Below are 24,661 nucleotides of genomic sequence, written 5' to 3' on the forward strand. Positions count from 1 at the left end.
AAGTAGAGTAGACAATGCCTATCCTACTATTATCTAACTCTATCCCTGTCCAATACCAGCAGCTACAAGCATTTCGCGAGATACAGGCTGTTGGTTCTGACAGCATTCAGCCAGTTGACCATTAACAACTACAGCAGGAATTCGATGAATTCCATAGCTCGTTTTTTTCTGAAGACATTCATTAGTAGCACATCCCTCGCGCAAATCGTAAATTTTTACTTCACAGTTAGAACAAGCTAAATCTCGTACCAGCTTGACGGTTTCATCACACAAAGGACACCCAGCAGTGAATACTTCTACTAATCGTTTTGTCATCTCTTTTTCCTCTAAAATATTGTCGTTCTAAATTTAGCTTAAACTTTAGAGCTAGCTCTAATGTCAAGAGAAAATAAGATTTTGTGCTTGATTTCTCAGACTTTTTTAGATGCAGCAGCCTTTTGGTAGATGGCTGGTTGGTTTAGTTGGCGCGATTATCATAGGTATTGGTTTTTATAAAATTTATTTCGCTTGCAGAGTTAAGTTTCACAGAAAGCACAGGATCGAGAAGCTTGGAACGATACAGGAACAGACGCTAGTTCATATCAGTCGCTTTGGAATAGCTGCTAGGGGTGTTGTCTTTACGATCGCTGGTTTTTTTGTAGTTGACGCTGCTAAAAATTACAATCCGCAAGAAGTGAAAGGTTTAGATGGAGCTTTATTGACCTTAGCCCTACAACCTTATGGTAAAGTTTTGTTGACTATAGCAGCTTTGGGTCTTATAGCTTTTGCAGTATGTTTGTTGCTAAAGGTTCGCTATCGTCGGGTCGAAATAAATTAGAAAGTATCAATTGCTTTCTAGTTTAGGTAACTTAACGATAAATGTACTTCCTACCCCTAATTCGCTTTCGAGTTCGATGCTACCTCGATGAGCTTGAACGATCGCCCTAGCTATAGCCAAACCCAATCCCGAACCGCCTGTCTGTCTGGAGCGATCGCTCTGAATACGATAAAAGCGATCGAAAATTCGCTTTTGCTCTGGCTTGGAAATGCCAATTCCCGTATCGCGAACGTGAATTAAACTATTAGAATAAGTCGATTCTAAAATTATATCTACCTTACCACCTGCTGGAGTGTAGTTAATAGCGTTAATAACTAAATTAGATACTAGTCGATACAGTTGTTCGGAGTTACCTATTACCTCTAAAGACTCCGATCCATCATTCTGCAACTTTAATTCGAGATTGGCAGCGATCGCTAAAGCGGCAAATTCTTCAGCGATATCGCCAACTAAATCATTGAGTATAACCGACTCGTTGAATGATGTTTTAAAACTCGATAATTGACGGTCTAGACGGCTCAAAATCAGTAAATCGGACACAATTTGTGATAGTCTCTGATTCTGTCTGTTTATAGTTTGCAGCGTATTTTTGGCATTGACTTCGCTCGGAGTGAGTTTCATTAGAGACGATTCTACCGTCGCTCTAATCGCTGCTAAAGGCGTTCTTAATTCGTGAGCGGCATCGGCGGTAAACTGTTGAATTTGCCGATAGGAGCGGTAAATTGGCTGCATTGCTTTACCTACCCACCACCAAGCACCAAGAGTCACTAAGAACATGGCAAGAGGCCATCCTAGTATTAAGATCCATCTAACGTTACCTAAATAGTCGTTAAAATTTTCTAGGGAGCGTCCTACTTGGAGATAACCCCAAACTCGATTGTCTTTGGTGTGTAGAGTTAGAGAAATTTGGCGATAGGGTAGTCCTCGATTATCCCGAAGAGTTTGCCATTGAAGATCGCTTTTAGAAATAGATAAGGCATTAAATCTTCTTCCTGCAATAGCTAGAGGTTCTCGAGCGGGAGTTAGCAAACGCACGTAATACTCTATTTGATAAATTGCGCCAATCTGGGAAAGAGCATTATTTAGCTCGACGCAACGCCGATTGTAAGGACAAATATCTGGTAGAAGACTTTTAATTCTGGGTTCTAATTTTCCTGGCTGGCTGAGAAGAGTTGAAAATCCGTTATGAAGCGTATTGGCAACCGATGTTAGTTCGCGATCGACCGTAACTCGATGGGCGTGAGCTACCATTTGATAGAGACTAAATTCGCAAATCGTCAGAATGATACCCATCACCACAATAAACCAAATGGCTAATTGCCTACGGGTTTTTCTGAAAAGCCAATTTTGATTTATCATTATTGCCCGTTTACTCTGAAACTAAGTAAGGATTGGAATCAAAACGATAACCCAAGCCGTAAATGGTTTCAATAGGGTCGGCACAGCCACAATCAGCAAGCTTACGTCTTAACAATCTTACCTGTGCGGCAACAACATTGCTCATAGTTTCAGCGTTCCAGTCCCAAAGCTGCGATAAAATTTGGTCGCGGCTAACAATGCGATCGGGATGCCGCATAAAATATTCGAGTAGCTGAAATTCTTTGCTAGTTAGAGGAACTGTTTGCTGGCAATTTTGAGCATCGCAGACACAAACCGAATTGCTACTGTAATCGAGAGACAGACAGCCTAAAGTTAACTGTTGTGGTGCGAGTTCGGGCGATCGCCTCTGTAATGCCCGTATTACTGCTAGTAACTCTTGCATACCAAATGGTTTAACCAGATAATAGTCCGCACCTGTATCCAAACCAGTTACCTTATCTTCGATCTCGCTTTTAGCGGTCAACATTAATACTGGTAAAAAGCTTTTTTGTCTTCTCAATCGTCGCAGGAGTTCAATTCCCGATAATCCTGGTAGCATCCAGTCAAAAATCGCTACGTGATATTCTATCTCTTCGGTTTCTAAATAGTTCCAGGCTTCATGACCATCTAAAACCCAATCAACAACATAATTGTGTTGATTTAACGTATCTTTTAGGGCTGCTCCCAAATCTGGCTCATCTTCAACTAACAAAATTCGCATCTCGTATTTTACCTATTTATTCTGACGATTGTTTTAATTTAGGTAATTACTAAATTTAATAATATTGCTAATTATAAATATTAGTTTATAAAACAAAAGCTTCGATAAAAAACAGAGTTTTTAAATTAAAATATATTATTTTGGTCGGGTAATTATCGATCGTTATTGTTATAAAAATATTTTTATTCTGTATTTATAGCCTATCATAATCTGCTTTTGCAGTACAATACTATGAATTGCAGATAAGTTTTAAATATAAAAATGACTATTAAAATTTCTTACAACATAAAAATGAAATTAGAATGAAATGTCTTTCTTTCTTTAGTCATAAATTACGATTCACTCATAAGAAAGATGTGATGTTTATTCAACCTCTATAGCTTAGAAATTGTAGGTAAAACTACACTACAACAAAACCAATAATGTGGAAAATTCAATTATGACAGCTTCTACTACTCAATCATCCAATTTAGATTCATGTATTCAGGCTTGCCTTGATTGTCTAAAAGATTGCGAGAACTGCGCTACCGCTTGTTTAAACAGCGACATGGTGCAAATGATGTCTAAGTGTATCGAACTATGTCGTGACTGTTCCGACACCTGTGACCTTTGCGCCCGTTTGATGATGCGTTCCTCTGGTATTCACGCTCAAATGTGTGGTGTCTGCGTCGATGCTTGCGATCGCTGCGCTGAAGAATGCGGCAAACATGATAGCGACCACTGCCAACGCTGTGCCGAATCCTGTCGTCGCTGTGCCGAATCTTGCCGTCAAATGGCAGCAGCAGCATAAGTTTGAATTGCTACTGGCTGTCGAAGCATAAGTATTTGTCAGCTAGTAGCCATTTTAAACAACAAATTTCTAGAAGCAATTTTTCTCGCCAAATACTTGACTCTACAGTTGACTGTAGAGTTTATTCTATATTCATAGCATTTTAAAACGCTTGACATACAATTATGACTAATACTCTAAAAAACACAGAAAAAGTAAGAGTATATCGGATGTTAACCCCCGAACACGAATGTCCTTGGGGAGTTAAGACAGTTAAATTACTCAATGAACAAGGGATCGATTTTGAAGACCACAAACTGCGATCACGTGAAGAGATAGATGAGTTCAAAGCCAAACACAATGTCAAAACTACGCCTCAGATTTTTGCAGGGGATGAGAGAATTGGTGGCTATTCTGACTTAGCCGAAAAATTGGATGTCGAGGTAGAAGAAGAAGAGGATGAAACTTCTTACGTTCCCGTTATCGCCGTCTTTTCCTCCGCAGGGCTACTAGCTTTGGCTACCACTATGGGCATAACTGGGTTTATGGGTTACTCTCTATCCCTGCTGGCTACCCTCAAGCTAATGGATATCGAATCTTTTGCCCAAGGTTTTGAAAAATACGACCTAATTACCAAAAGAATTCGACCCTACGCCAAAGTATATCCTTTTGCTGAATTAGCGATCGGGCTGGGCTTTTTGTCGGGAGTTGCACCCATAGCAACAGGAGTAGCTTCTCTAGCTATTGGTGTTAGTGGCGGAATTTCTGTATTCAAAGCGGTATACATCGACAAATTAGACCTCAACTGTGCCTGTGTTGGTGGTGGTTCGAGAACGCCATTAGGTGTCGTCAGCTTTGCCGAGAATGCGATTATGGCAGTTATGGGTGGAGTACTTCTGTTCAATACTTTTACAGGCGAAGCGGAAACAGCCAAAATTAAAGAAGCCGAACCTGCTGCGATCGTTCGCTTGCAAGAGGCTGTTAAATAGATAAACATCATTATATTGCTTCTAATTACCTTGACCAACGATTGGTCACACGCGCTCAAAGTAAATTCGGGCGACCGATTGACTCTCTAGTCGGCTAGAGAGTTTATACTTTATTAGTAGCAAAATAACTGTAAGGTAAGATGTCTTATTTGAAAATTGGAGAATTAGCCAAGCAAACGGGTTTTGCTGTAGGAACTTTACGTTACTACAGCGATCTTGGACTTTTAGTTCCCGTACAGAGAGGCGATAATGGCTATCGTTACTATAGCCAAGAAGCAGGTTCACAGGTGCAGTTTATTAAAAAAGCTCAGACTCTGGGATTCACTCTAGAAGAAATCAAACAAATTCTCGATGTACGCGATCGCGGAGAAAAACCCTGCGATTTAGTACGGGGTTTATTAGATGACAAGATCGAGCAACTAGAAATTCAGATTAAGCGGATGAATCTGTTCAAAAAAGAATTAGAAGGGTATCGTACTAGTTGGCTCGATAATCCCGACCCACAATCGAACTTGGATGAGGTTTGTCCTTTAATTTCTAGCGTATCCATAGTATCTTGACTAATCAAACTACTTTTGAATCATTTGAATATAAGCAAGTGTTTGTTTGTATCCAGCTATATTTCCCGAATCCAAAAACAGCTTTGCTGCCAGTTGTAAATCTTCTAAACCTTTTTGTTTTTCTCCTATTCGAGCGCGAACAAATCCACGATTACCATAGGCTTCAGCTAAATTAGGAGCGAGCTTAATTGCTGCGTCATAATCAGCGATCGCACCTTGAAGATTTCCTAATTCAGTACGCGCCTTACCTCGATTGTAATAGGCATCAACAAAGTTAGAATTAAGATTTAAAGCTCGGTCGAAGCTGTTAACTGCTCGCTCTAGATTGCCTTGCTGTGCCAGAACGATACCTTTTCTATTCAAAGCATCAGCATGACGAGGAGCAACTTTTAATGCCAAATCGAATTGAGCGATCGCTCGTTCCATATTTCCCAAGCCAAAGTGTGCCATTCCCCGACTACAATAAGCTTCAATATAGTTAGGATTGAGTTCAATAACGCGATCGAAGTCAGCAATTGCCGATTGGTAGTCACCGCGATTAATTTTTTCCGTACCGCGCTCGAACAGGCTTTCAGCATTCATGCGGTCGGTAGAAGCAATAGCTAAAGCTGGTCTGACAAAAACCGAAAATCCTCCAAATGTTAATGTCATCCCTAATAAAATGCCTAATATTTTAATCGGTTTCATTACTGGATCGTTCTTGCTGTAACTCGGAACGAGAATATTCACCTCTCAATACCATTCTAGTAATAGAAACTAAAATCGATCTGACATCAGGCTTCTTTTGAACAGCTAGAAGTTAACCAGCAATGCCGTACCGTACATTACTATCAATCCCGCACTAAATCCTGCCAAACTAATCTTAGATAACCAAGTACCACCGATTTTGCTGGCGGTTCGTGCCAGATACGAACCCACTTCCACAATTACCTGTAAGATCGCTCCCGCACCGATACCCATAAATACTACTGCCCAATGTGGAGAAAAGGCAAACACGCCGAGCCACGTTCCTAATACCGCAGGTAGCCCCGCTAAAGCGGTTAAGCCGAAAAAAGTGATTAATTTAGGTTTAGCTTTAACTAACGGTGCAGCAATACCAATGCCTTCTGTGAGGTTGTGCAGAGTAAAACCAACGACCAAAAGCGAACCGAGTGCTGCTTCTCCAACAGCAAAAGCCGTACCAATTGCTAATCCTTCTCCTAAATTATGAATGCCGATACTGAAAGATAGGAAAGTAGATAGGCTTTGTCCTTCAGGAGCTTGACTCCGACTGCGACCAATAGCTAAAATTGCCAGAAAAGAAATAGCTGCGATCGCCCAAACCAAAATGCTACCCGAAAAAGCATTGGCTGCACCACTGGCTAGCTCCAACCCCTCTTCAATAGTATCTACTAAAAGATAAGCCAACATTCCCAAGGTCAAAGCGAGAATAAACTTGATTCCCTCTCCACCTAAAGTTTTAAGGAAAGGATAAAACAACATTCCCAATCCCACAGGCACGACACCAACATATAACCCTAATAAAGTGAAGCCCCAAAGACGACTCAGGGAGAATTGAGGCGTGGCTACCGCCACATCGATAGTGTGTTCAAAACTAAGACCCGTATTGGTGACAAAATTGAGATGATGGGCTTCGTTTTCTACCCAAGGATAGGGTATATCGAGCCAAGCGGTTGAAAGTCTTAGTATAGCACCAGGAGGCTTTTGAGTAAACGTCCAGTAAGAGCCATCTACCTGCACTTGAGCAATTTGCATTGGTTCTGAACCTTCCGCCCTGACTAACAAAGAAATACCGCGATCGCTCAATACGGTTCGTTCTACGGTCAGATTTTCTAAAGGGGGTGCAGAAATCCCCAAAGGACTGAGGGGATTGGTAGAGAGAAAAACACCTATCGAAGTTATCAGGGCAATAAAAGGCAAGATTGCCCAAAGCCAGGTTTTTTTCATCACGATACCTCAAATATTAATTAGATTTAGTGCGCGTAGTTTCGAGGTTGCCTCGAAACGTTGACCGCGCAGTGTTTTCACCTTCTAGGGGCGTACATAATAATGCCAGCCCCCAAAAGAGCGATCGCACCTCCCAACAAATCGAAACGGTCTGGCACAATGCCATCAACTCGCCATCCCCAAACAATTGCCAGAGTGATAAAAATTCCCCCGTAAGCTGCATAAACGCGCCCAAAGTTAGCAGGTTGCAGGGTAGCTATTAAACCGTAAACTGTAAGAATTAAACTGCCTGCTAGAGCTTCTTTCCAGCTTTTTCCTTCTCTCAACCACCGCCAAATTAAATAGCCTCCGCCAATCTCACATAATCCAGCTAATAGAAAATAAAATATGGAACTTAAAACTTGTATTCGCACTATGCCACTACCTCAAAAGCACTCATCCAACCGAGTTCGAGAAATTCCGATTGATGGGCGTGAAACATATACTGTCCTGGTGCGTGTTCTTGAAAAGAAAATTCTAAAATGCCTCGTTGCCCCTGACACTGCATCACGGTATCGACAGTGCGAAGGGTGGGAGTCAGAGTAGTTCCGCTATCGTAATAGTCAAAAAAATTACCGTGAAGATGAAAAGAGTTAATTGGATCGAACTCCGTCACGTTAATCAGATAAACTCGCACGGGGCGATCGCGTTCGATGCGGAGGGGTCGCTTCATAAATTCGTGAGGAATCGTATTAACGGCGTAAAATTCGTTTGACTTATCGAAGTTAGTGTCAAAAGCATTCATCACCATTAAGAATTCTTGCCACTGTTGGTTTTCGGGAGTTCCTAATAAACGCGATCGTGCTATCTGTTCGGCTTCTGGATGGCGTTTGGGTTCGGGATCGACAATGAATGCGCCGTAGAGTCCTTTATGCAGGTGTCGCTTAAAAGGGGCAGAATGACAGTGATAGAGATGACAGCCAAAAGGTTTAGCGTCAAAGTCGTAGACGACTTCTTTTCCTGGCATCGCTTCTAACGTTCCTGGAACGCCATCTTGTCTGGCGGAATGAATACCGTGAAAGTGAATGGTATGGGGATGCTGACTGTTGTTGCGAAAATTAATTCTCACGCGATCGCCCTCGGTAACTCTAATGGTAGAACCAGGAACGCGACCATTATACGTCCAGGCGGGATAAAACACTCCAGGGGCAATTTCAATTTCCCGTTCTTCTACGGTCATGTCATATTCTCGCAAAGTCTGACCGTCGGGTAATTGAGACACTTTTCCCCCGTCCCAATCAGTTAAGATATCGCGGGGACTAAAACCATTACGTGCATTATCCACATCTCCCACTGTAGTGCTGCCACCGTGAACTGCACTGTTAGTAAAGTGATTGTTGTGCTGCCTGGGCTTTTGAGCTAATGCCTGACTGGGTAAAAACCTGTTTAAAATACTTCCCCCTCCGAGCAATCCCATTCCCAGCAGCGATCGCCTGGAAACATCAAATATCATCTTATTTCTTTTCATAATCTTCTCATATTTTAACAGATGCTAGTAAATATAGGCTGTTTAGAGAAGTGATTTTAGGTTTACAAAACATTGAGTACGCCAAAGAGCATAATGTAGAGATAAATTAGATAAACGCTATCTAGAACTAATACTTGCCAAAACTGAAAGCCGTGTTCTCTCCCTCCCCAATGAATAAAGGCAGCGTATAAAGCTGGCATCAGAGCGACAAAAGCAAGATTAACGGAATAAAGCTGAAGATCGTTAACTGGTGCAGTTGCTAATGCTAAGGGGACAAAAGCGATGGTCATAGTTACGGCGTGGTCGCCGATAACGCTAGTAGTAGCAGCAGTTACCTGTCCGCTACGGGTGACACTCCAGGTGGCAAATAGTTCTGGTAACATTGCCATTGGTGCGGTGATGAATAGTCCTCCGATAATTTCCGAAATACCGATCGCACCAACAATATTTTCGGTTGCCCTTACCGTAAAATACGCGCCAACCGCTAAAACTACAACCCCCGCGATCGCCCTCAACGTTTCCTGCTTTGTCCACTGCACCTCTCTACCTTGCTGACGACCGCGAAATACCGCCTGTCCGAGATAGGCTAGATAGACGATCGCCATGACCAAACCATCGATGGGCTGAAGCCCCCGTACCGATTTGGGCAGAGTCAAAACAGCTACTACGGCAATAATTGCCAAATAGGGAATCGCTTGGACACTGACGGCTGTTTTTTCCACTCGCAACAATCTTTGCTGGCGGTGACGGGCATGGGTATCAAAATCTTCTCCTAATTCTGGATCGTCTTTATCTCCTAATTGCTCTCGGCGAGAAGCCCAGTAAGCAGTTGTAACAAGTATAGGAATAGCAATGATATTTGACCCCAGCATCGTTCCCAAGCCGATATCCGATACTCCTCTAATAGCACTCGCCGTATTGATACCAATTTCGGGACTAGCAGCAGCCAATCCCACAAAAGCTGCGCCAGCTACCTGAGTTAATCCCCACTGTCGTCGTAATTTCTTTAGGGGTTCGTCTAGTTGTTCTGCACCCCAATGGGCTGCCCAAACAGCAGCAATAAGAACTACAGCCCAAATCCAAATGTTCATATTATAAATATAAATTTGTTGATCTATATTTTTTCCAAAACCAAAAACTTAAAATTCCTAAAAAAAATAGTCCTATAACACCAGCCATTGTATTATTATCAATTCCAGTAATTAAGGGAGAAACTTTTCCTGTATAGTTCAATAATTCACCCACATCAAATATATAATATCCCCAAATCAAACCTCCATGTAAACCAATACAAATTCCTAATTTATCCGAATTTACTGATTTTGCCAAAGCTAAAGTTAATCCTAATAAAAATAAAGCGGGGAATTGAGGAAACGTTCTAATAATTTCTTCAATAGGTTTTAAAAAGTGCAATGTGGCATAAATAATTCCATTGAATAATGCGCTATTTATCGTAGAATAATCCCGTTTCAATTCCTCTAACAACCACCCCCTAAAGAATAGTTCCTCTGCCATAGCAATCCCTAATGAACTTAGTAGACCCTCAAAAACTATCCGAGTTAAATTTTCAGATGAATTAAGAAGATTCACCCATCCTAAACTTACTTCTAAAATAAATAGACTAAAAATTAATAATAGTCCAATACCTAAGCCATTCAATAATTCAATGGCATTTTTTCGAGTGAAATATAATCCATAAGTTTGCCACCAATTTTCTTTGGCATAAAGTTGTTTATGCCAAAGAAACAATAAACCTATAAACTCTAGATAAAGCAACGTCATAGTAACAATTGTGGTCAAGTTTTTGTTACTATTCAGCAGTAAATAAAAAGGGAGTGCCACAGGAATCCATAAAAACAAGAGAAATAACAAGAATATTAGCAGCCTTAATGGTGCTGGATAACTAGCAATTATGGTAAAATTTACTTTCAAAATTGACAATTTGAAATCAGGTTTAAAATAATGAATAGAGTTAGAGAAAAATTAATAGTATTGTCTATTCTCTCTATCAAGATTAACTAAAAGAGAGCAACTATCTCTCAACAAGGAGATGGCACTTATCAGCATAAAAATAACCACTAATAAACTAGCTGCCGTATCTGCCCAAAGCCAATTGAGGTAGAAAATGGCTAAGGCTGCTACAAGCAAACCAAAGGAACTACCACCATCGGCGATCGCATGGAAGAATACACCCCGCACATTTAAGTTGTGGTGGCTTTCTTCGTAAAGCAAACTGGCATTTATCCCTTTAACAAGTAGTCCTAATGCTGCTATTGCCAACATCGGTAAACCAGCTTCAGAAGCAGAAGCTCGAACGTTATGCAAAATTCCCCAAACAACCGCTCCTGCTACTACCAAAAGAATCAAACCGTTCAGTAAAGCAGCTATAGCCTCGATTTGTTCGGGTTTTATGGGTAGTTTTCTAGGAGAAGAATGCTCTACCAGCCAAGCAGCAGCTATGGCAATAGCGATCGCCATCAGATCGATAAAAAGATGTCCAGATAGAGCGATAAGGGATAAACTATGTACTCGAAGTCCCGTAATTAATTCAGCTAAAAATAGCCCACTTCGCAGACATAAAACAATCCATAATAATTTCAGTGGTTGAGTTTTAGATTCTTCTAAAGGTATTTCGCTATGGCGATCGCTTTGAACTGGTATCATTAGCTATTCTTGTAATTCATCTAAAATATTTTCAACAGTCTCTACCCGCTCGGCGTTACTCTGCTGTTGATAGAGCTTTAGGGCTTGTTCGAGGACGTTAATAGCTTCTTCGATGCGCTGTCTTTCTTTCAATGCCAGTCCTAGATGGTAATAGGATTTGGCATTTTTGGGCTGAAGAACTATTACCTGACGATGTTCGACGATCGCCATTAAGTAATCCTGCTGTTCTAAAAGGATATCGGCGATCGCTTTTCTAGTTTCCACTGAATCTGGTTGTATATTGGCTGCTTTGCGATACTCAGTTAATGCTGCGTCAACATCGCCTTCTATTTGGAGAATTTTGCCCACCTGAAAATGAATTTTGCCATCATTGGGATTTAACTCGGCAGCCCGTTCAAAAGCTGCTATAGCTTTAGAAGTATTGTTTAACTTCAACCAAGCAATTCCCAGATCTAGTTGAATCGTACTTTCAGAGGGAGCGAGTTCGGCTGCTCGTTGTAAAACCTCGATCGCCTTGGAAAACTGTTGTTTTTGAAGTAAGATAGTTCCCATCGTGCGATAAGCGAGAACGTTAACATTATCTGGAGCGAGGGTGGTTACTCTTAAAAAAGCATCCAATGCACCGTCGTAGTTTTGTTGGCGTAGCAGCACTACTCCCAAACCTAAATGAGCATTGACAAGGTTGGGGTCGAGTTTGATGGTTTGATTGTAAGCATCAGCAGCTTCAGCATAAGCTTCGGAACTAGCAAGGCTGTAAGCCAGTCCGTAGTAAAAGTGAGGATTGTCAGGTTCTAGGGCGATCGCTTTTTGGAAAGCCTCTACTGCTGCAGAAAAGTTGGACTGGGTTGCTCGTACGTAGCCAATTGCCGAAAAGACGCGGGGATTTTCACTTTCTAAACTAATTACGTGCTGGTAAGCACTCAAAGCTTCCACTAGTCTGCCTTGTTCTATCAATTCTTTCCCTTGCCTCAAAAGCTGATTGACTTCTACATCTGCTTCCCACTGTTCCAATGTCTCTTTTGGTGAATGAGCATTTACAGGAAGCATCGTTCCGATAATTCCGTTTAAAAGAGCGAGTTTGAATATAAGTAGTTTTAGCTGCATCTGTTTTGTTCGACCAATCCTGAAAACCCACCGCTTAACCTTAAGCAAAAAATATTCGCTCATTTGTTTTTAAAATAGAAAACTGAATTAGAGAAAAATAGCATTAATGTCCGTGTTCGGAAGCGTTAGTAAAATTGCGATCGCCCTGATAGCCCGATAAATTGGCTAACTCTGCTAGTGTTTTTTCTCCTTGATACAATTTCCCCTCGATCTCCCAGGTAGGAAAACCTTGAATACCTGCTGTTTGACAAAGATCGGGTCGAGGCTCTTCACCTGAAGGATCGCACTCAACATAATCTATTTGACTGGATGCTTCCTTACCGAACAACTGTTTTTGATTCTGACAGTGAGGACACCAATAAGCCCCATACATCTTTGCGCCTTGTTGGGTCAGGTGTTGGGCGAGAGCAACTTCAGCAGTCCCCGATTCGGTAGTAACGGCGTAAGGGTTGGACTCGGCAACTTGGGGATTATTGATATTGGCATATACCCCTAGCGTTCCGACTAAAACCACGATTGCCACAACTACACCCGAAAACAGCAAATGTCCAAGATCTTCCCAATAACGACCGATAATCGACAAAATAAACAAACTGGCTGAAAGCAAAGCCGAGACAACACAATAAATACAAACAGCTTTGATGACAAAGGCAAGGAGATACATCAAATAGCTGCTAAATACCGCCATTGCCGTTCCTCCCAGAAACAGCAATAAACCCGTCCACTGTTCGAGTTTGGCGCGTAGTTTCTTTTTCTTAGGGGAAGTTACCAAAAGGGGCGCGACGGCAAAGATAATCATGCTCAAATAGCCCAAGAAACCAAACAGAGTCAGGGGTAAACCAAACGCAGTGGCATAAGGACTCGATAGCACCACATCACAACCACCTGTAGGGCAAGCTGCCGTTCCTTCAGTTAATTTGACTACTGTTAAATAACCCGTCCCCACCGCGCCGATGCTGGCTATTCCCGCGATTAAAGGACGCGACCAGCGATAAATCCAGGGAGTAGAACCTCTTCGTCTCATAAAAAATCTCACATTATTTTTTTGAATCTATTTATGCTCGAAGCCAATTCCAGGCTTTAATAGCGCGGTCGCGGTCAAAATATTTAGCCTCTTCAAAAAATAGTTTCGTAGATTGTGAAATCCACTTTTCCCATTGTTTATCGCCCACCAAAGCAAGACGTTCGATATTATTTTTATGCTCGGAATCGAATTTTAAATCTTGCCAGAGAGCATCTAAACTCCAGCCTTCAAAGTCATCCATATCCCTAAGTAAGCGGATTTTTTCATGTTCGCCGATTGCTTTTTCTAGTAGCGGTACTAAAGTTTGATAATCTTGTTCCGTTAATTGTTCGCTTACTTTAATTCCTACAACGTTTCCCGAACTTTCACTCATTACTCGATACATTCTTTCCTCCAACTACCCGCGTATAGATTTTTATTTCAGGCTTCAGTTAACTTTTAAAACCCTAGTAGCATTTAAAATCGCTAACAGTGCTACCCCGACATCGGCAAACACCGCCTCCCAAAGAGTTGCAATACCGATCGCACCGAGTAAAATAAATAGGGCTTTAACTGCCATTGCTAGGATGATGTTCTGCCAGACAATAGTGTGAGTTTTACGGGCTATATTTATTGCCTCTGCTACCTTGGATGGGGCATCGTCCATTAGCACAACATCGGCAGTTTCAATCGCTGCATCCGAACCCAATGCCCCCATTGCCATCCCTACATCCGCTCTAGCAATTACAGGTGCGTCGTTAATACCATCGCCCACAAATGCCACTTTACTTTTTGTGTCAGATTTACGGAGATACTGCTCGATCGCCTCTACTTTGTCTTCTGGCAGCAATTCGGCTTTATAGGTATCTAAGCCGAGTTTATCGGCTACACTTTGAGCTACAACTCGATTATCTCCCGTCAGCATTACGGTTTCGCTGACTTCTGCTTTTTTCAATTGAGCGATCGCTCTTGAGGCATCTTCTTTGATTCTGTCAGAGATTAAGATATAGCCAGCATATTTGCGATCTATGGCTAAATGAACTACCGTTCCTTCTACATTGCAGGTATTGTGTTCTATATTCTCTCGATGTAATAGGCGATCGTTTCCTGCCAAGACTGACCTTCCCCGAACTTTAGCTCTTATACCGTGTCCTGGTATTTCTTCATAGTCGGTGACATCAGAATCGGTAATCGTAATGTCAGAGGTAGCGATTTTATTGTCGTAAGCTTCCACAATCGATCGCGCTACGGGATGATTGGATTGAGATTCAGCGAGCGCAGCAACAGTTAGTATTTCTTTTTCGCTATAGCCGTTATAAGGCGTTACCTGAGTAACTTGAAATACCCCTTCGGTTAACGTTCCAGTTTTATCAAAAATAACCGTTTTGACATCGGTTAGAGCATCGAGGAAAGTCGAACCTTTAACTAAAATTCCTCTTTTGGCTGCACCACCAACCCCGCCAAAGTAACCCAGAGGAATACTAATAACTAGTCCGCAGGGACAGGAAATGACTAATAACACTAAAGCTCGATAAACCCACTGTTCGCTAGTCGCACCAGGAATCAGTAGGGGCGGTAAAATGGCAACTGCTAGAGAGAGAAAAACGACAACGGGAGTATAATAACGGGCAAAACGAGTAATAAATTTTTCTGTAGGAGCTTTTTTACTGCTAGCATTTTCGACCAAATCTAAAATCTTAGCGATGGAAGATTCGGCAAACAGTTTGGTGACTCGAACCGTTAAGCTACCTGTTTGGTTGATTGCCCCTGCTAGAATTGTTTCGCCTTCTTTTACCGTGCGAGGGACTGATTCCCCCGTAAGTGCCGAAGTATCTACCTGGGAACTACCCGCTAAGATTTCTCCATCTAGAGGTACTTTCTCCCCTGGTTTAATAACGATGGTATCTCCAACTTCTACTTTTTCTGGTGCAACTTCTCTAATTTCACCATCTATCTTGAGATTCGCTTTGTCAGGACGTACTTCTAGTAACGATCTAATCGAACGGCGCGATCGCCCAACTGCAAAACCCTGAAATAGTTCGCCGATCTGGAAAAATAGCATTACCGCCACACCTTCGGGCAATTCGTGAATCGCGACCGCTCCCAAAGTGGCAATGGTCATCAAGAAGTTTTCATCAAAGATTTTACCCCGCAGAATGTTCCGCCCCGCACTGGTTAACACACTCCAACCGCTAATTAGATAAGCGGGAATCAAAACTGCATACTCAGCGATTGCTCCTGGGGTATCGTGCAAAGGCTGATTAAAAATTAATCCCACCAGAAATAAAGCGATCGCGATACTTAAGGGAATAAGCTCTCGACGTAAATCGAACTCACCATGTTCGTGGCTGTGGTCATGACCTTGATGATTATGACTTTTATCGGTCGAACAGCAACCAGAGGAATGTTGACTTGACACTATCTATACATTTAAATGGATTTGATTATTGAACAATTGAATACTTGTTCAGATAATATCCAAAAAAAAGCAATTAAGCAATGAGTCCGAAAAAGAATTAAACTTCGTCCAAATGTTCGGCTACTTCTCGATAGAGATTGGCAATGTGCGCGTCTGTCAAGCTGTAATAGACGTTACGCCCTTCACGACGATGCTTCACTAAGCGAAGGTTTCGGAGCAAACGTAACTGATGAGACACAGCCGATTCGCTCATCTTGACTACTGCTGCTAGATCGCAAACACAAAGTTCGGCTTTAGCCAAAGCAGAAAGAAGCTTAAGGCGATGAGGGTCAGCCATTGCCCCAAAAAACTGAGCCATCTGCTGTGCTTTTTCTGTAGTTACAATTTTAGATTGTACTTGGCGTACTTGCTCTAAATGAACTAAAGGCGAATCACAAGTTGGTGCGCTTGATTCCGCAGAACTTTGTTTGTTCGATTTATCAACTTTATTCATTTTATTGGGCTCTGAACCAATCAATTTGGCTGAGTCAATACAGCTTTTTACTTACCCTTATGATAATGATACTCATTTTACACATGAATGTCTATTCAGATGAACAAATACAATCTTCAGTTTCTTCTACTACTAATAATGTGTGAGCAATCTCAATATGAAATTTCTTCCTTTCCCAATTTCACACTGCACTTCCAGACTGCCGTTGTGAGCTAAAACGATTGCACTAAGATTTCTCTCTCCTTAGTAACGGGTATTACTTTTCTGTTTATCGGTGTCAGTGGCAGTATCTCGGTAATAAAAGCCGTCTATATTAATAAGCTAGCGTTTAAATATGCTTACGTCGGCGGTAAAATTCTAAAGCCTTTTTGAGTATCGTCAGCTTTACTGAAAATGCGATTATGGCAGTTATAGAGCTTTGATTTTTTCCACAATTAAAGGAGAAGCTGAATCGGCAAAAATCAAATAAGCCGAACTTAATACTATTGTGCGTTTACAGAATGCAGTTGGATAAAACCCCAAAAAATCGAGTAACCGATACCAAACAATCTTGCAAAGTTCTTGACACTTTCCCTCTATTCTACGATCGCTTTACTGTCGAACAAGAGAAACGAGACTGTTGAAACGAAGAAAGTTACTGGCACTTGGGGGATTGGGCGGACTTTGGTTAGCTTTGGGCGGTCATACCTATTTATCAATTCAATATCCGCTTGAATACAAAACCTGTCCTAGATTTAAGAGCAGATCGACAAATTTATTATCAAGCTTTGTCGCAGTAGGGGATGTAGGAACTGGGGATAATCGACAATATGGTGTGGCTAAGACGATGAGTTGTTTTTTTGCAGCAAATCCTTTTCCTGCGGTACTGCTACTAGGAGATAATATTTACGAGCATGGTGAAATTGAAAAAATAGAGGATACCTTTGAAATCCCCTATAGAGAGCTAAGAGAACAAAAAGTTAAGTTTTATGCTGCTATTGGCAATCATGACATAGAAACCAAAAACGGCGAGGATCAAATTCGCTACGCGGAATTTAATATGGATGGTCGCTATTACACTTTTGAACGGGGTAACGTACAATTTTTTGCCCTCGATACCAACCCCGAAGCTCCCTGGTCGGAACAGTTGACATGGTTAGAAAAAAAACTAGCAAAATCTCAAAAGCCTTGGAAAGTAGTATTTGGACATCATCAAATGTATTCTTCTGGGAAATATGGAGTCAACCATGAACTGATAGAGCGTCTCACGCCTCTGTTTTCTCGCTACGGAGTTCAACTTTATCTTAACGGACACGAACATCACTATGAGAGAACTAAACCAATTGAAGGTACGACATATCTGACCTGCGGTAATGGTGCAAAACTAAGAGATGTTGGAGAGTCAGATTGGACGGCTTATTCCTTGTCTAGATTGGGTTTCGCTGTTGTTGAAGTACATTCAGATAGACTAGAAATTTTAGGAGTAGGTACGAATGGACAAATATTCGATCGCGGAGTCATATCTCGCTCGCTAGCAAGCTGAGGCACTTTCACCAATTATAAAATAATCGAATTAACCAGTATTTTATAGTAGCTGCATGATGAAACAGTGGCGACAAAAAGCCAGGGAACTCAAACAAGAAACCTATGTTCTAAATCTTGCTTGTAAAGACGCGAGAACTCCTTGGTATGTAAAATTTATAGCTAGTTGCGCAATCGCCTATGCCCTTAGTCCCATCGATCTAATTCCTGATTTCATCCCAGTGTTAGGACTGTTGGACGATTTAATCTTACTGCCATTGGTAATTGTATTGCTCATCAAATTAATTCCCACAGAGATTATGGATGATTGTCGTCGTCAAGCAGAAGCGACAGTTGCCTCAGATAAAAATCAACTTCAAAGTTGGAATGCATCAGTAATAATTATTGCTATTTGGTCGATTGCAGGAGTTATTCTGGCTTTTTGGATACACAGTTTGATTCGCTAAAATTTTTACAAGAGAAAGTAAAATTATGAAAATTTTGTTAGTAGAAGATGACGATCGCATTGCCAAACCGCTAGCAGAAGGTTTAAAAAACGAACATCACGTAGTAGAAATAGCTAGAGATGGTATTGAAGGATGGGAATATGCTCAAGGGGCTGAATTCGATCTAATTTTGTTAGATTTGATGCTACCTAAATTAGATGGCATTACCCTGTGTAAGCGATTGCGAGAAGCTAAATCAAAAGCTTTAATATTGATGCTCACTGCTAAAGATACTACCGATGATAAGGTAATTGGCTTAGATGCAGGAGCAGATGACTATTTAGTCAAACCATTTAAACTCAAAGAATTAGCTGCCAGAATTAGGGCTTTATCCCGCAGATGCCACGAACTCAAACCGAAAATTCTCAGTTATCAGCAACTCCAACTCAATCCCAGTACGGGAGAAGTAACATATGACAGTAATTTGCTCTCACTTACTCCCAAAGAATACCTAATACTCGAATACTTTTTACGCCATCCCAAACAGATTTTAACCCGCACCGCTATTCTCGATAAGCTTTGGGAGTTTGACAAATCATCGGGAGAAGGCACGATCAAGACTCATATTACTAACCTGCGTCAGAAACTAAAAGCAGCAGGAAGTAGAAATAATTTAATCGAAACAGTTTATGGTGTTGGCTATCGTTTGGGTTCATTAGAAAATTAGCCAATTGTAATTATGTTCCGAAAGATTCGCTACCGTCTATTTCTATCCAACTTACTGGTTTTAGGTTTAGTTTTGCTGGGATCGGCTTTTGCGGTACGGCTAGTTTTTATTAGTAACCTAAAACAGCAAGCAAATGAACGACTGATGGCGATCGCTCTTAATACGGCAGGTAGTGCAGAGATGGATGAGGGAGAGTTTGAGTGGGAGATGGAGTTTTCCCCACAATTATTAGAAGAAGCTCAACAAGCTTTTCAGTGGTTCGATCCCAAAGGAGAACTATTAGAACAGCAAGGCAGCACTCGCTATATTTCTACTCTACCTTTAGCAGCAGAACCAACCGTTCGTAGTCAAATAGATGAAAAAGGGCTTGAAGTTATAACCTTGCCAATTTTTGATAAGAATAATCGGCAGCTAATCGGTTATCTTCGTGCCACTCAATCTTTAGAAGAAATAGATGAAACGATCGCCAAGCTGGATGTGGGGTTAGCTGTAGGTGCAATCGTAGCTATAGTTCTCAGTAGCTTGGGTAGTGGTTGGCTTAACAGTCAAGCAATGCAGCCCATTGAGGAAAGTTTCAATCGCCTCAAACAGTTTACTGCCGATGCCTCTCACGAACTGCGAAGTCCCCTGATGGCAATTAGCACCAATGCGGAAGTAGCTTTGACCTATCCTGAAGGAATCCGCCCTGGGGATGAGGAGAAATTTCAGGCGATCGCCATGGCAACAGAGCAAATGTCGCAACTAACAGAAGATTTATTGCTTTTAGCCTGCACCGATCGAGTTTCCAGTTTTGAATTTGAAAGAATTAATCTCACGACTCTACTAACAGACTTGATTAAACTATACAAACCCCAGGCACAAACTAAACAGATCGAACTCAAAGCTGAGATTGCAATTGGCTTATGGTTGAACGGAGATGAAGCAAAATTGATAAGAGCCTTTACCAATTTGATTCAAAACGCGATTCAATATACTCCTGTTGGGGGAGAAGTAGAGGTAAGTAGCAAGCGTCTCGGTCGAGAACTTTTAGTGACAATCGAAGATACGGGGATTGGCATCGATAGCAAACATCTCGACCGAATATTCGATCGCCTTTGGCGTGCCGATCGCTCTCGCTCATATTACGAAGGCGGTTCGGGATTGGGATTAGCAATTACCAAGGCGATCGTCGAAAGACACAAAGGTACAATTACCGTTACCAGTCAACCAAATGTTGGTAGCTGTTTTGACGTGCGCTTGCCAACAGCTACAGAATCTAAACGCTTGTAGAATTAGCCTAAATCTTGCAAAGTTTCTGACCATCGTTGCTTAAAGTTGAATCATAAACAAATTCAACAGAAATTTATGAATATTTTCAATCGTTGGTATCAAAATTATCGACAAGCAAGTGTTCTTTCACAACTACAGCGCGAACTTTTTACACTGGTTCACGGACAAAAAGATACGGCTCAAAGATTAATTAATCTAGAAAAAATCAAGCATCCAGGTCATTCTCAAAGCTGGTATCTCGATAAAGTTATCTATGATTTGAGACGTTCTGCCTAAAGTTAATCTGTTAGAAAAGTAACAGTATTTCATCATGAGAAAAGATTTAATCTGGCAACTAGGAATCTTCGTACTCGTGCTACTTGTCCTAAATGCTTTTTTTCAAATGCACATTTCGATTATTGGGAGTTTATTGCTAACCATAATTCTCTCATTGGTGTTTAATTTTATTCAAAATCGTCGCTAAATCGAGCTAATTTTTCAAGCTTGTGCTGTAGAATTACCTCGTTAAAACTCTAGTAACTTTAATTATGCAACCATGGCTACGCAGACTAGCTAATTTTTGGCTTCAAAAAGTTAATCCCAGAATAGTTACTTTAATTACCACAATAGGTACGGTAGGACTATTAATCTGCTTGGCAATTATTTATACATTAGCCAAGCTCTCTGAAGAAGTATTAGAACGGGAAGCTTTTAGTTTTGATAAAGCCATTTTGCTCTGGATACATCAGTTTGCCAATCCCACATTGGATAAGATAATGCTGAATGTCACTCGCTTGGGCAATCCCAGTACAGTGGTAGCGATTACTTTAGTGACCTTGGGAATACTGTGGTGGCGACGATATTATCAAGAGGCTAAGATTTTCTTGCTTAACTGTTTGGGAGGAGCAGTTCTCAGCTACGGTTTAAAGTTAGCTTTTAGCAAACCCCGTCCTCAACTTTGGAAATTACTAATCTCTGAAACCTCTTACAGTTATCTAGCGGTCATGCTTTGGGTTCTATGGTGCTGTATGGGTTTTTAGCTTATTTGCTAGGAAATTACTTTCCGCAATATGCTAGAGTTTTCTATTTAATAGCTGCAATACTAATCGCTGCGATCGGTTTGAGTCGGCTTTACTTGGGTGTCCACTGGCCGACAGATATAATCGCTGGTTATGGTGTGGGATTTTTATGGGTTACTTTCTGTATTACCATGCTGAAGCTACAGAAAGCTAAATAATCGTTCATTACTTTATCGATCGCACAAAATAGAAAAAAATCTTGCCAAGTTCCTGACAGTTGCTTTTTAAAGTAAGGTGTCCGACACAAATTTAGGCACCGATGAACATTTCTAAGAAAGTTTTTTTAACTACGTGTTTAATTACTACCACAAGCTTAGCTAAATTTGCAGCAGCATCTACAACAAGCTCTCAAACCGCTTCTAATATTTTTCCAAGACTTAAGAGTACTCAAAATTCTGCCCAAAAAAGTTTGGGTGTTGCTTTCGTGCAAGCTCGAATAGCGGCAGCAAGTGATGGGGATGGAGAGATGAATAATGCTTTAGAAGCCGAACTAAATTAGCTCTTTTATCTGCTAATTAGCTGATGTAGGAAGTAGAAGGTTAGTTGCTGTATGCTGTAGCCGAGAAATTCTTGGAATAAGCACACATTCTGGACTTTTTTTGACTACTCCTACTTTCTCAATCGAAACTTTAGGAGACAGAAAGGTTATGAAGATGTTGAATAGAGTTCCAGAAGTGACCCTTTATTTCTGGATTATTAAGATTATGGCAACTACCGTTGGTGAAACCGCAGCTGATTTTTTGGCATTTACCCTCAATTTTGGTTTGGCGGCTACATCCTATATTATAGGTGGGTTGTTGCTAATTGTCCTTTTCAACCAGTTTAGGCTCAAACGATATGTTCCCGTAAGTTACTGGGCTGTGGTGGTTTTAGTCAGTATTGTTGGCACCTTAATTACCGATCGCTTGGTAGATGAGATGGGAGTTAGTTTAGTCTCGATTACCATAATCTTTACTATTGGCTTATTGGCAGTTTTTGCCTGTTGGTACGGAAGCGAAGGTACGTTGGCAATGCACTCGATTAAAACAACCAAAAGAGAACTGTTTTATTGGGCAGCTATTCTACTGACGTTTGCCTTGGGTACGGCAGCAGGAGACTTACTTGCAGAGAGATTAAATCTGGGTTACGGAGTGTCGGCACTGCTATTTGGCACGGTAATTGTGATTATAACGATTGGCTATTATCGCTTTGGCATGGATGCAGTCCTAACCTTTTGGCTGGCGTATATTTTAACTCGTCCACTAGGAGCATCTATGGGGGATTTACTCTCGCAACCTGTTAAAAATGGTGGGCTGGGTTTTGGGACGGTAGGAACTACGATTGTCTTTACTACTACGATCGCCATCTTAATTGCCTACTTAAGCCTTAAGCAAAAGAAAAGAGCTTAATTGCGATCGAACCAGCAGATTTTTAAATTAATTAAAGCCATGAATAAGAACATAGATCGAGGTAGGAACAAAGTAGCCAAAGTCACTATTTTCTTTTGGCTCATGAAAATCATTGCCACCACTCTTGGGGAAACGGCAGGTGATTTTATCTCAATGTCACTGGGACTAGGTTATTATGTGGGGTTTGCTATAACCTTTGCCATATTAGCTATTCTGCTGTTATTTCAAATTAACGCAGACCGATATCGCCCAGCCCTTTATTGGTTAGCCATTATCGCTACAACTACCGCAGGAACAGAAGTTTCAGACTTGATGGATCGCTCTTTGGGACTAGGCTATGCAATAGGTTCTCTAGTTTTAGTAGCTTGTCTTCTAGGAGTTTTAACCATTTGGTACTATCGCGACCGCGACTTGAGCGTTTATCCAATAATTAGGAAAGACGCTGAGACTACTTATTGGCTAGCGATCGTTTTTTCCAACAGTTTGGGTACGGCTTTTGGTGACTTTCTAACAGATAATATGGGTCTTAGCTACATACAAGGAGCATTATTAACGGCTGGTGTAATTGGTGTTGTCATCGCTCTGCACTATTTAACCGAGCTGAACGATATTCTCTTATTTTGGCTAGCATTCATATTTACCAGACCTTTTGGAGCAACTTTTGGCGATTTTCTTACTAAGCCCCTTGAAAAAGGTGGTCTATCTCTGTCAAGAGGATTATCTTCGGCGATCGCTTTTTTTTTATTGATGGTTATCCTCTACTTTTCAGAGAGAAATGAAAGAAAAAACCGAAAAAAATTGCGTCACTAAAGTTTGTTAAGTCAAACAAGCGACGATTTTAAACTCACGATATTTCTTGCAAAGTTTCTGACGTTTGTTTTTTAGAGTTTAAGCATGAAAAGCTATAGAAATTACAATTGCTATGAAAAACTCCATCGTCAAACTAATTTCTACTATCTCAATTACAGCTCTTACTTTATCTACTAGCTTGCCTGCTTTGGCACGGGCAAAAGAGTCAGTTAGGGTCGAACGTTCCGTTATGCCTTTTGTATTAGTATCCCAGGCGCAAGCTGGACGTTTGGAAAGTCAAGGTATTCCTGGATATGGAGCTTTGAAAACTCAGTATATGCTGGATCGGGTGACTGCTAAAAGTTTGGTTCGAGCAGGTATTGATGCTCATCTGATTCCCGCTCGAACTTTACAGGATCGAGGCTATCTCAATGTCGTTGAGTCTCAATTGAGACTCAGAGAAAAATAACTAAATAACCTTGCAAACTTCCTGACATTTGATTTCTAGAATATTTTTATACTCCAAAAAAAACAATTTATTTAAATACGGGAGTCAAGACCATGAAAAGCTCAAAAGTAAAACTATTTGTTTCTGGTATTTGTGCTACAGCTATCGCAGCTGCTATTCCACTATTAAATGTTTTTCCAGCTTCGGCTAACGCAGTTACTTCTAATAACCAAAAAGAAGATTATACTTTAGTTAACCCAGAGCAAAGCAGTATTAACCAAATTTCACCAACCAATCTCGTTGAGTCGGCATATCGCGGTGCTTTTAAAGACCAAGGAATTGCTAGCTACAATACTTTTATGAATGAGATTCGAGAAGGAGAACTAACTGCTAACGATATTGTAAACAGTGCGATCGCCGCTCATAGACTCTCCCCAGACATCATTAACAATTCGGGATATATGCATCAGGTTAATGTTGCCCTGAAAGACTTAGCTCAATCTGATAGATAACTTATCTACTTAGAGAACTAATGATTGACATAGATTACAAGATTTTGTATGATTTTTAACAGAAAAGTATCAACAATTAACGGTATTAATTCTACCTCCTAATTGTCGATATTTAAGGTATAGTTCAATTATTGCCGAAATATATTCGGGTAATTCTGAGCTAGATAAATTA

General features: G+C 40.9%; 29 protein-coding genes and 1 pseudogene. 15 read left to right on the top strand and 15 right to left on the bottom strand.

What is annotated here, in order from left to right; all coding sequences use genetic code 11:
• Positions 1-39: 39 nt before the first annotated feature.
• The gene (locus tag KV40_RS28635) at positions 40-315 is read right to left on the bottom strand and encodes a thioredoxin family protein (RefSeq protein WP_036488465.1); all 276 of its coding nucleotides are present in this window, start codon (positions 313-315) and stop codon (positions 40-42) included.
• 109 nt (positions 316-424) lie between these two features.
• On the opposite strand from KV40_RS28635, the gene KV40_RS28640 reads away from it, so the two are divergent.
• Positions 425-817 carry a DUF1206 domain-containing protein gene (locus tag KV40_RS28640; protein WP_036488468.1) on the top strand — a complete coding sequence of 131 codons (393 nt, stop codon included), beginning with the start codon at positions 425-427 and terminating at the stop codon, positions 815-817.
• A gap of 6 nt (positions 818-823) precedes the next feature.
• Here the strand turns inward: KV40_RS28640 and rppB are convergent, their stop codons facing one another.
• Together rppB and rppA are read right to left on the bottom strand one after the other, a co-directional pair.
• A complete protein-coding gene (gene rppB, locus KV40_RS28645) occupies positions 824-2,176 on the bottom strand; it encodes a two-component system sensor histidine kinase RppB (protein WP_253274414.1) in 1,353 nt (450 codons plus the stop codon).
• Positions 2,177-2,186: 10 nt separating this feature from the next.
• Positions 2,187-2,897, bottom strand: a complete 711-nt coding sequence (gene rppA / locus KV40_RS28650; RefSeq protein WP_036488471.1) for a two-component system response regulator RppA — start codon at positions 2,895-2,897, stop codon at positions 2,187-2,189.
• Positions 2,898-3,336: 439 nt separating this feature from the next.
• Between rppA and KV40_RS33850 the strand changes: the two genes are divergently transcribed.
• From KV40_RS33850 to KV40_RS28660, 3 genes are all read left to right on the top strand, one after another.
• Positions 3,337-3,687, top strand: a complete 351-nt coding sequence (locus tag KV40_RS33850) for a four-helix bundle copper-binding protein (RefSeq protein ID WP_072013932.1) — start codon at positions 3,337-3,339, stop codon at positions 3,685-3,687.
• Positions 3,688-3,851: 164 nt separating this feature from the next.
• Positions 3,852-4,655, top strand: a complete 804-nt coding sequence (locus KV40_RS28655; protein WP_036488474.1) for a glutaredoxin — start codon at positions 3,852-3,854, stop codon at positions 4,653-4,655.
• Between the two features lie 140 nt (positions 4,656-4,795).
• Complete coding sequence (locus tag KV40_RS28660; RefSeq protein ID WP_036488477.1) at positions 4,796-5,215, top strand: heavy metal-responsive transcriptional regulator; 420 nt, start codon at positions 4,796-4,798, stop codon at positions 5,213-5,215.
• A gap of 9 nt (positions 5,216-5,224) precedes the next feature.
• Here KV40_RS28660 and KV40_RS28665 read toward each other — a convergent pair whose 3' ends face one another.
• The 12 genes from KV40_RS28665 to KV40_RS28720 form a co-directional block, all read right to left on the bottom strand.
• Complete coding sequence (locus KV40_RS28665) at positions 5,225-5,866, bottom strand: tetratricopeptide repeat protein (RefSeq protein WP_253274415.1); 642 nt, start codon at positions 5,864-5,866, stop codon at positions 5,225-5,227.
• Positions 5,867-6,007: 141 nt separating this feature from the next.
• A complete protein-coding gene (locus KV40_RS28670) occupies positions 6,008-7,162 on the bottom strand; it encodes a ZIP family metal transporter (protein ID WP_036488480.1) in 1,155 nt (384 codons plus the stop codon).
• A 77-nt stretch (positions 7,163-7,239) separates the two neighbouring features.
• Positions 7,240-7,569 carry a YnfA family protein gene (locus KV40_RS28675; protein ID WP_036488605.1) on the bottom strand — a complete coding sequence of 110 codons (330 nt, stop codon included), beginning with the start codon at positions 7,567-7,569 and terminating at the stop codon, positions 7,240-7,242.
• 5 nt (positions 7,570-7,574) lie between these two features.
• On the bottom strand, positions 7,575-8,669 hold the full coding sequence (locus KV40_RS28680) for a multicopper oxidase domain-containing protein (protein WP_036488483.1): 1,095 nt from the start codon (positions 8,667-8,669) through the stop codon (positions 7,575-7,577).
• Between the two features lie 62 nt (positions 8,670-8,731).
• A complete protein-coding gene (locus KV40_RS28685; RefSeq protein ID WP_036488485.1) occupies positions 8,732-9,760 on the bottom strand; it encodes a sodium:calcium antiporter in 1,029 nt (342 codons plus the stop codon).
• Between the two features lies 1 nt (position 9,761).
• Positions 9,762-10,601 carry a CPBP family intramembrane glutamic endopeptidase gene (locus tag KV40_RS28690; protein WP_172657359.1) on the bottom strand — a complete coding sequence of 280 codons (840 nt, stop codon included), beginning with the start codon at positions 10,599-10,601 and terminating at the stop codon, positions 9,762-9,764.
• 51 nt (positions 10,602-10,652) lie between these two features.
• Positions 10,653-11,333: a cation diffusion facilitator family transporter gene (locus tag KV40_RS28695; RefSeq protein ID WP_052056043.1), complete on the bottom strand. Its 681-nt coding sequence runs from the start codon at positions 11,331-11,333 to the stop codon at positions 10,653-10,655.
• Positions 11,334-11,336: 3 nt separating this feature from the next.
• Positions 11,337-12,437, bottom strand: coding sequence for a tetratricopeptide repeat protein (locus tag KV40_RS28700; protein ID WP_072013934.1), 1,101 nt, complete (start codon positions 12,435-12,437; stop codon positions 11,337-11,339).
• 103 nt (positions 12,438-12,540) lie between these two features.
• The gene (locus KV40_RS28705; RefSeq protein ID WP_036488488.1) at positions 12,541-13,461 is read right to left on the bottom strand and encodes a vitamin K epoxide reductase family protein; all 921 of its coding nucleotides are present in this window, start codon (positions 13,459-13,461) and stop codon (positions 12,541-12,543) included.
• A gap of 31 nt (positions 13,462-13,492) precedes the next feature.
• Positions 13,493-13,834: an STAS/SEC14 domain-containing protein gene (locus KV40_RS28710; RefSeq protein WP_052056044.1), complete on the bottom strand. Its 342-nt coding sequence runs from the start codon at positions 13,832-13,834 to the stop codon at positions 13,493-13,495.
• 54 nt (positions 13,835-13,888) lie between these two features.
• Positions 13,889-15,859 (bottom strand): heavy metal translocating P-type ATPase, encoded by a 1,971-nt coding sequence (locus KV40_RS28715; protein WP_036488492.1) that lies wholly within the window; start codon positions 15,857-15,859, stop codon positions 13,889-13,891.
• A gap of 97 nt (positions 15,860-15,956) precedes the next feature.
• Positions 15,957-16,352, bottom strand: coding sequence for a helix-turn-helix transcriptional regulator (locus KV40_RS28720; protein WP_036488494.1), 396 nt, complete (start codon positions 16,350-16,352; stop codon positions 15,957-15,959).
• Positions 16,353-16,971: 619 nt separating this feature from the next.
• On the opposite strand from KV40_RS28720, the gene KV40_RS28725 reads away from it, so the two are divergent.
• The 11 genes and pseudogenes from KV40_RS28725 to KV40_RS32755 all read left to right on the top strand — a co-directional run bounded on the left by KV40_RS28725 (position 16,972) and on the right by KV40_RS32755 (position 24,489).
• Positions 16,972-17,874, top strand: coding sequence for a metallophosphoesterase (locus KV40_RS28725; protein ID WP_072013935.1), 903 nt, complete (start codon positions 16,972-16,974; stop codon positions 17,872-17,874).
• Between the two features lie 55 nt (positions 17,875-17,929).
• Entirely contained in the window at positions 17,930-18,319 is a 390-nt protein-coding gene (locus KV40_RS28730) for a YkvA family protein (RefSeq protein WP_216595760.1), read from the top strand.
• Positions 18,320-18,344: 25 nt separating this feature from the next.
• Positions 18,345-19,025: a response regulator transcription factor gene (locus KV40_RS28735; RefSeq protein ID WP_036488497.1), complete on the top strand. Its 681-nt coding sequence runs from the start codon at positions 18,345-18,347 to the stop codon at positions 19,023-19,025.
• A gap of 12 nt (positions 19,026-19,037) precedes the next feature.
• Positions 19,038-20,294, top strand: coding sequence for a cell wall metabolism sensor histidine kinase WalK (locus KV40_RS28740; protein ID WP_036488499.1), 1,257 nt, complete (start codon positions 19,038-19,040; stop codon positions 20,292-20,294).
• A 75-nt stretch (positions 20,295-20,369) separates the two neighbouring features.
• Entirely contained in the window at positions 20,370-20,570 is a 201-nt protein-coding gene (locus KV40_RS28745; protein ID WP_036488501.1) for a hypothetical protein, read from the top strand.
• Between the two features lie 251 nt (positions 20,571-20,821).
• Positions 20,822-21,510 (top strand): annotated as a pseudogene (locus tag KV40_RS28750) (phosphatase PAP2 family protein).
• Between the two features lie 101 nt (positions 21,511-21,611).
• Entirely contained in the window at positions 21,612-21,851 is a 240-nt protein-coding gene (locus tag KV40_RS28755; protein ID WP_036488504.1) for a hypothetical protein, read from the top strand.
• A 148-nt stretch (positions 21,852-21,999) separates the two neighbouring features.
• On the top strand, positions 22,000-22,740 hold the full coding sequence (locus KV40_RS28760; RefSeq protein WP_036488506.1) for a membrane protein: 741 nt from the start codon (positions 22,000-22,002) through the stop codon (positions 22,738-22,740).
• A 39-nt stretch (positions 22,741-22,779) separates the two neighbouring features.
• Positions 22,780-23,550, top strand: a complete 771-nt coding sequence (locus KV40_RS28765) for a membrane protein (protein WP_036488509.1) — start codon at positions 22,780-22,782, stop codon at positions 23,548-23,550.
• Positions 23,551-23,662: 112 nt separating this feature from the next.
• On the top strand, positions 23,663-23,998 hold the full coding sequence (locus KV40_RS28770) for a hypothetical protein (protein WP_036488511.1): 336 nt from the start codon (positions 23,663-23,665) through the stop codon (positions 23,996-23,998).
• 92 nt (positions 23,999-24,090) lie between these two features.
• On the top strand, positions 24,091-24,489 hold the full coding sequence (locus tag KV40_RS32755; RefSeq protein WP_052056045.1) for a hypothetical protein: 399 nt from the start codon (positions 24,091-24,093) through the stop codon (positions 24,487-24,489).
• Positions 24,490-24,661: the final 172 nt, after the last annotated feature.

Source organism: Myxosarcina sp. GI1 (assembly GCF_000756305.1).
Taxonomy (GTDB): domain Bacteria; phylum Cyanobacteriota; class Cyanobacteriia; order Cyanobacteriales; family Xenococcaceae; genus Myxosarcina.

Excerpts from the sequence above, each read along its gene's own strand:
- KV40_RS28680 (WP_036488483.1), bottom strand. The coding sequence starts at position 8,669 with ATGAAAAGAAATAAGATGATATTTGATGTTTCCAGGCGATCGCTGCTG.
- KV40_RS28700 (WP_072013934.1), bottom strand. The coding sequence starts at position 12,437 with ATGCAGCTAAAACTACTTATATTCAAACTCGCTCTTTTAAACGGAATT.
- KV40_RS28770 (WP_036488511.1), top strand. The coding sequence starts at position 23,663 with ATGAAAAACTCCATCGTCAAACTAATTTCTACTATCTCAATTACAGCT.
- KV40_RS28710 (WP_052056044.1), bottom strand. The coding sequence starts at position 13,834 with ATGAGTGAAAGTTCGGGAAACGTTGTAGGAATTAAAGTAAGCGAACAA.
- KV40_RS28755 (WP_036488504.1), top strand. The coding sequence starts at position 21,612 with ATGAACATTTCTAAGAAAGTTTTTTTAACTACGTGTTTAATTACTACC.
- rppA (WP_036488471.1), bottom strand. The coding sequence starts at position 2,897 with ATGCGAATTTTGTTAGTTGAAGATGAGCCAGATTTGGGAGCAGCCCTA.
- KV40_RS28635 (WP_036488465.1), bottom strand. The coding sequence starts at position 315 with ATGACAAAACGATTAGTAGAAGTATTCACTGCTGGGTGTCCTTTGTGT.
- KV40_RS33850 (WP_072013932.1), top strand. The coding sequence starts at position 3,337 with ATGACAGCTTCTACTACTCAATCATCCAATTTAGATTCATGTATTCAG.
- KV40_RS28765 (WP_036488509.1), top strand. The coding sequence starts at position 22,780 with ATGAATAAGAACATAGATCGAGGTAGGAACAAAGTAGCCAAAGTCACT.
- KV40_RS28670 (WP_036488480.1), bottom strand. The coding sequence starts at position 7,162 with ATGAAAAAAACCTGGCTTTGGGCAATCTTGCCTTTTATTGCCCTGATA.
- KV40_RS28745 (WP_036488501.1), top strand. The coding sequence starts at position 20,370 with ATGAATATTTTCAATCGTTGGTATCAAAATTATCGACAAGCAAGTGTT.
- KV40_RS32755 (WP_052056045.1), top strand. The coding sequence starts at position 24,091 with ATGAAAAGCTCAAAAGTAAAACTATTTGTTTCTGGTATTTGTGCTACA.
- KV40_RS28730 (WP_216595760.1), top strand. The coding sequence starts at position 17,930 with ATGATGAAACAGTGGCGACAAAAAGCCAGGGAACTCAAACAAGAAACC.
- rppB (WP_253274414.1), bottom strand. The coding sequence starts at position 2,176 with ATGATAAATCAAAATTGGCTTTTCAGAAAAACCCGTAGGCAATTAGCC.
- KV40_RS28665 (WP_253274415.1), bottom strand. The coding sequence starts at position 5,866 with ATGACATTAACATTTGGAGGATTTTCGGTTTTTGTCAGACCAGCTTTA.
- KV40_RS28740 (WP_036488499.1), top strand. The coding sequence starts at position 19,038 with ATGTTCCGAAAGATTCGCTACCGTCTATTTCTATCCAACTTACTGGTT.
- KV40_RS28695 (WP_052056043.1), bottom strand. The coding sequence starts at position 11,333 with ATGATACCAGTTCAAAGCGATCGCCATAGCGAAATACCTTTAGAAGAA.
- KV40_RS28655 (WP_036488474.1), top strand. The coding sequence starts at position 3,852 with ATGACTAATACTCTAAAAAACACAGAAAAAGTAAGAGTATATCGGATG.
- KV40_RS28760 (WP_036488506.1), top strand. The coding sequence starts at position 22,000 with ATGAAGATGTTGAATAGAGTTCCAGAAGTGACCCTTTATTTCTGGATT.
- KV40_RS28720 (WP_036488494.1), bottom strand. The coding sequence starts at position 16,352 with ATGAATAAAGTTGATAAATCGAACAAACAAAGTTCTGCGGAATCAAGC.
- KV40_RS28660 (WP_036488477.1), top strand. The coding sequence starts at position 4,796 with ATGTCTTATTTGAAAATTGGAGAATTAGCCAAGCAAACGGGTTTTGCT.
- KV40_RS28705 (WP_036488488.1), bottom strand. The coding sequence starts at position 13,461 with ATGAGACGAAGAGGTTCTACTCCCTGGATTTATCGCTGGTCGCGTCCT.
- KV40_RS28735 (WP_036488497.1), top strand. The coding sequence starts at position 18,345 with ATGAAAATTTTGTTAGTAGAAGATGACGATCGCATTGCCAAACCGCTA.
- KV40_RS28685 (WP_036488485.1), bottom strand. The coding sequence starts at position 9,760 with ATGAACATTTGGATTTGGGCTGTAGTTCTTATTGCTGCTGTTTGGGCA.
- KV40_RS28640 (WP_036488468.1), top strand. The coding sequence starts at position 425 with ATGCAGCAGCCTTTTGGTAGATGGCTGGTTGGTTTAGTTGGCGCGATT.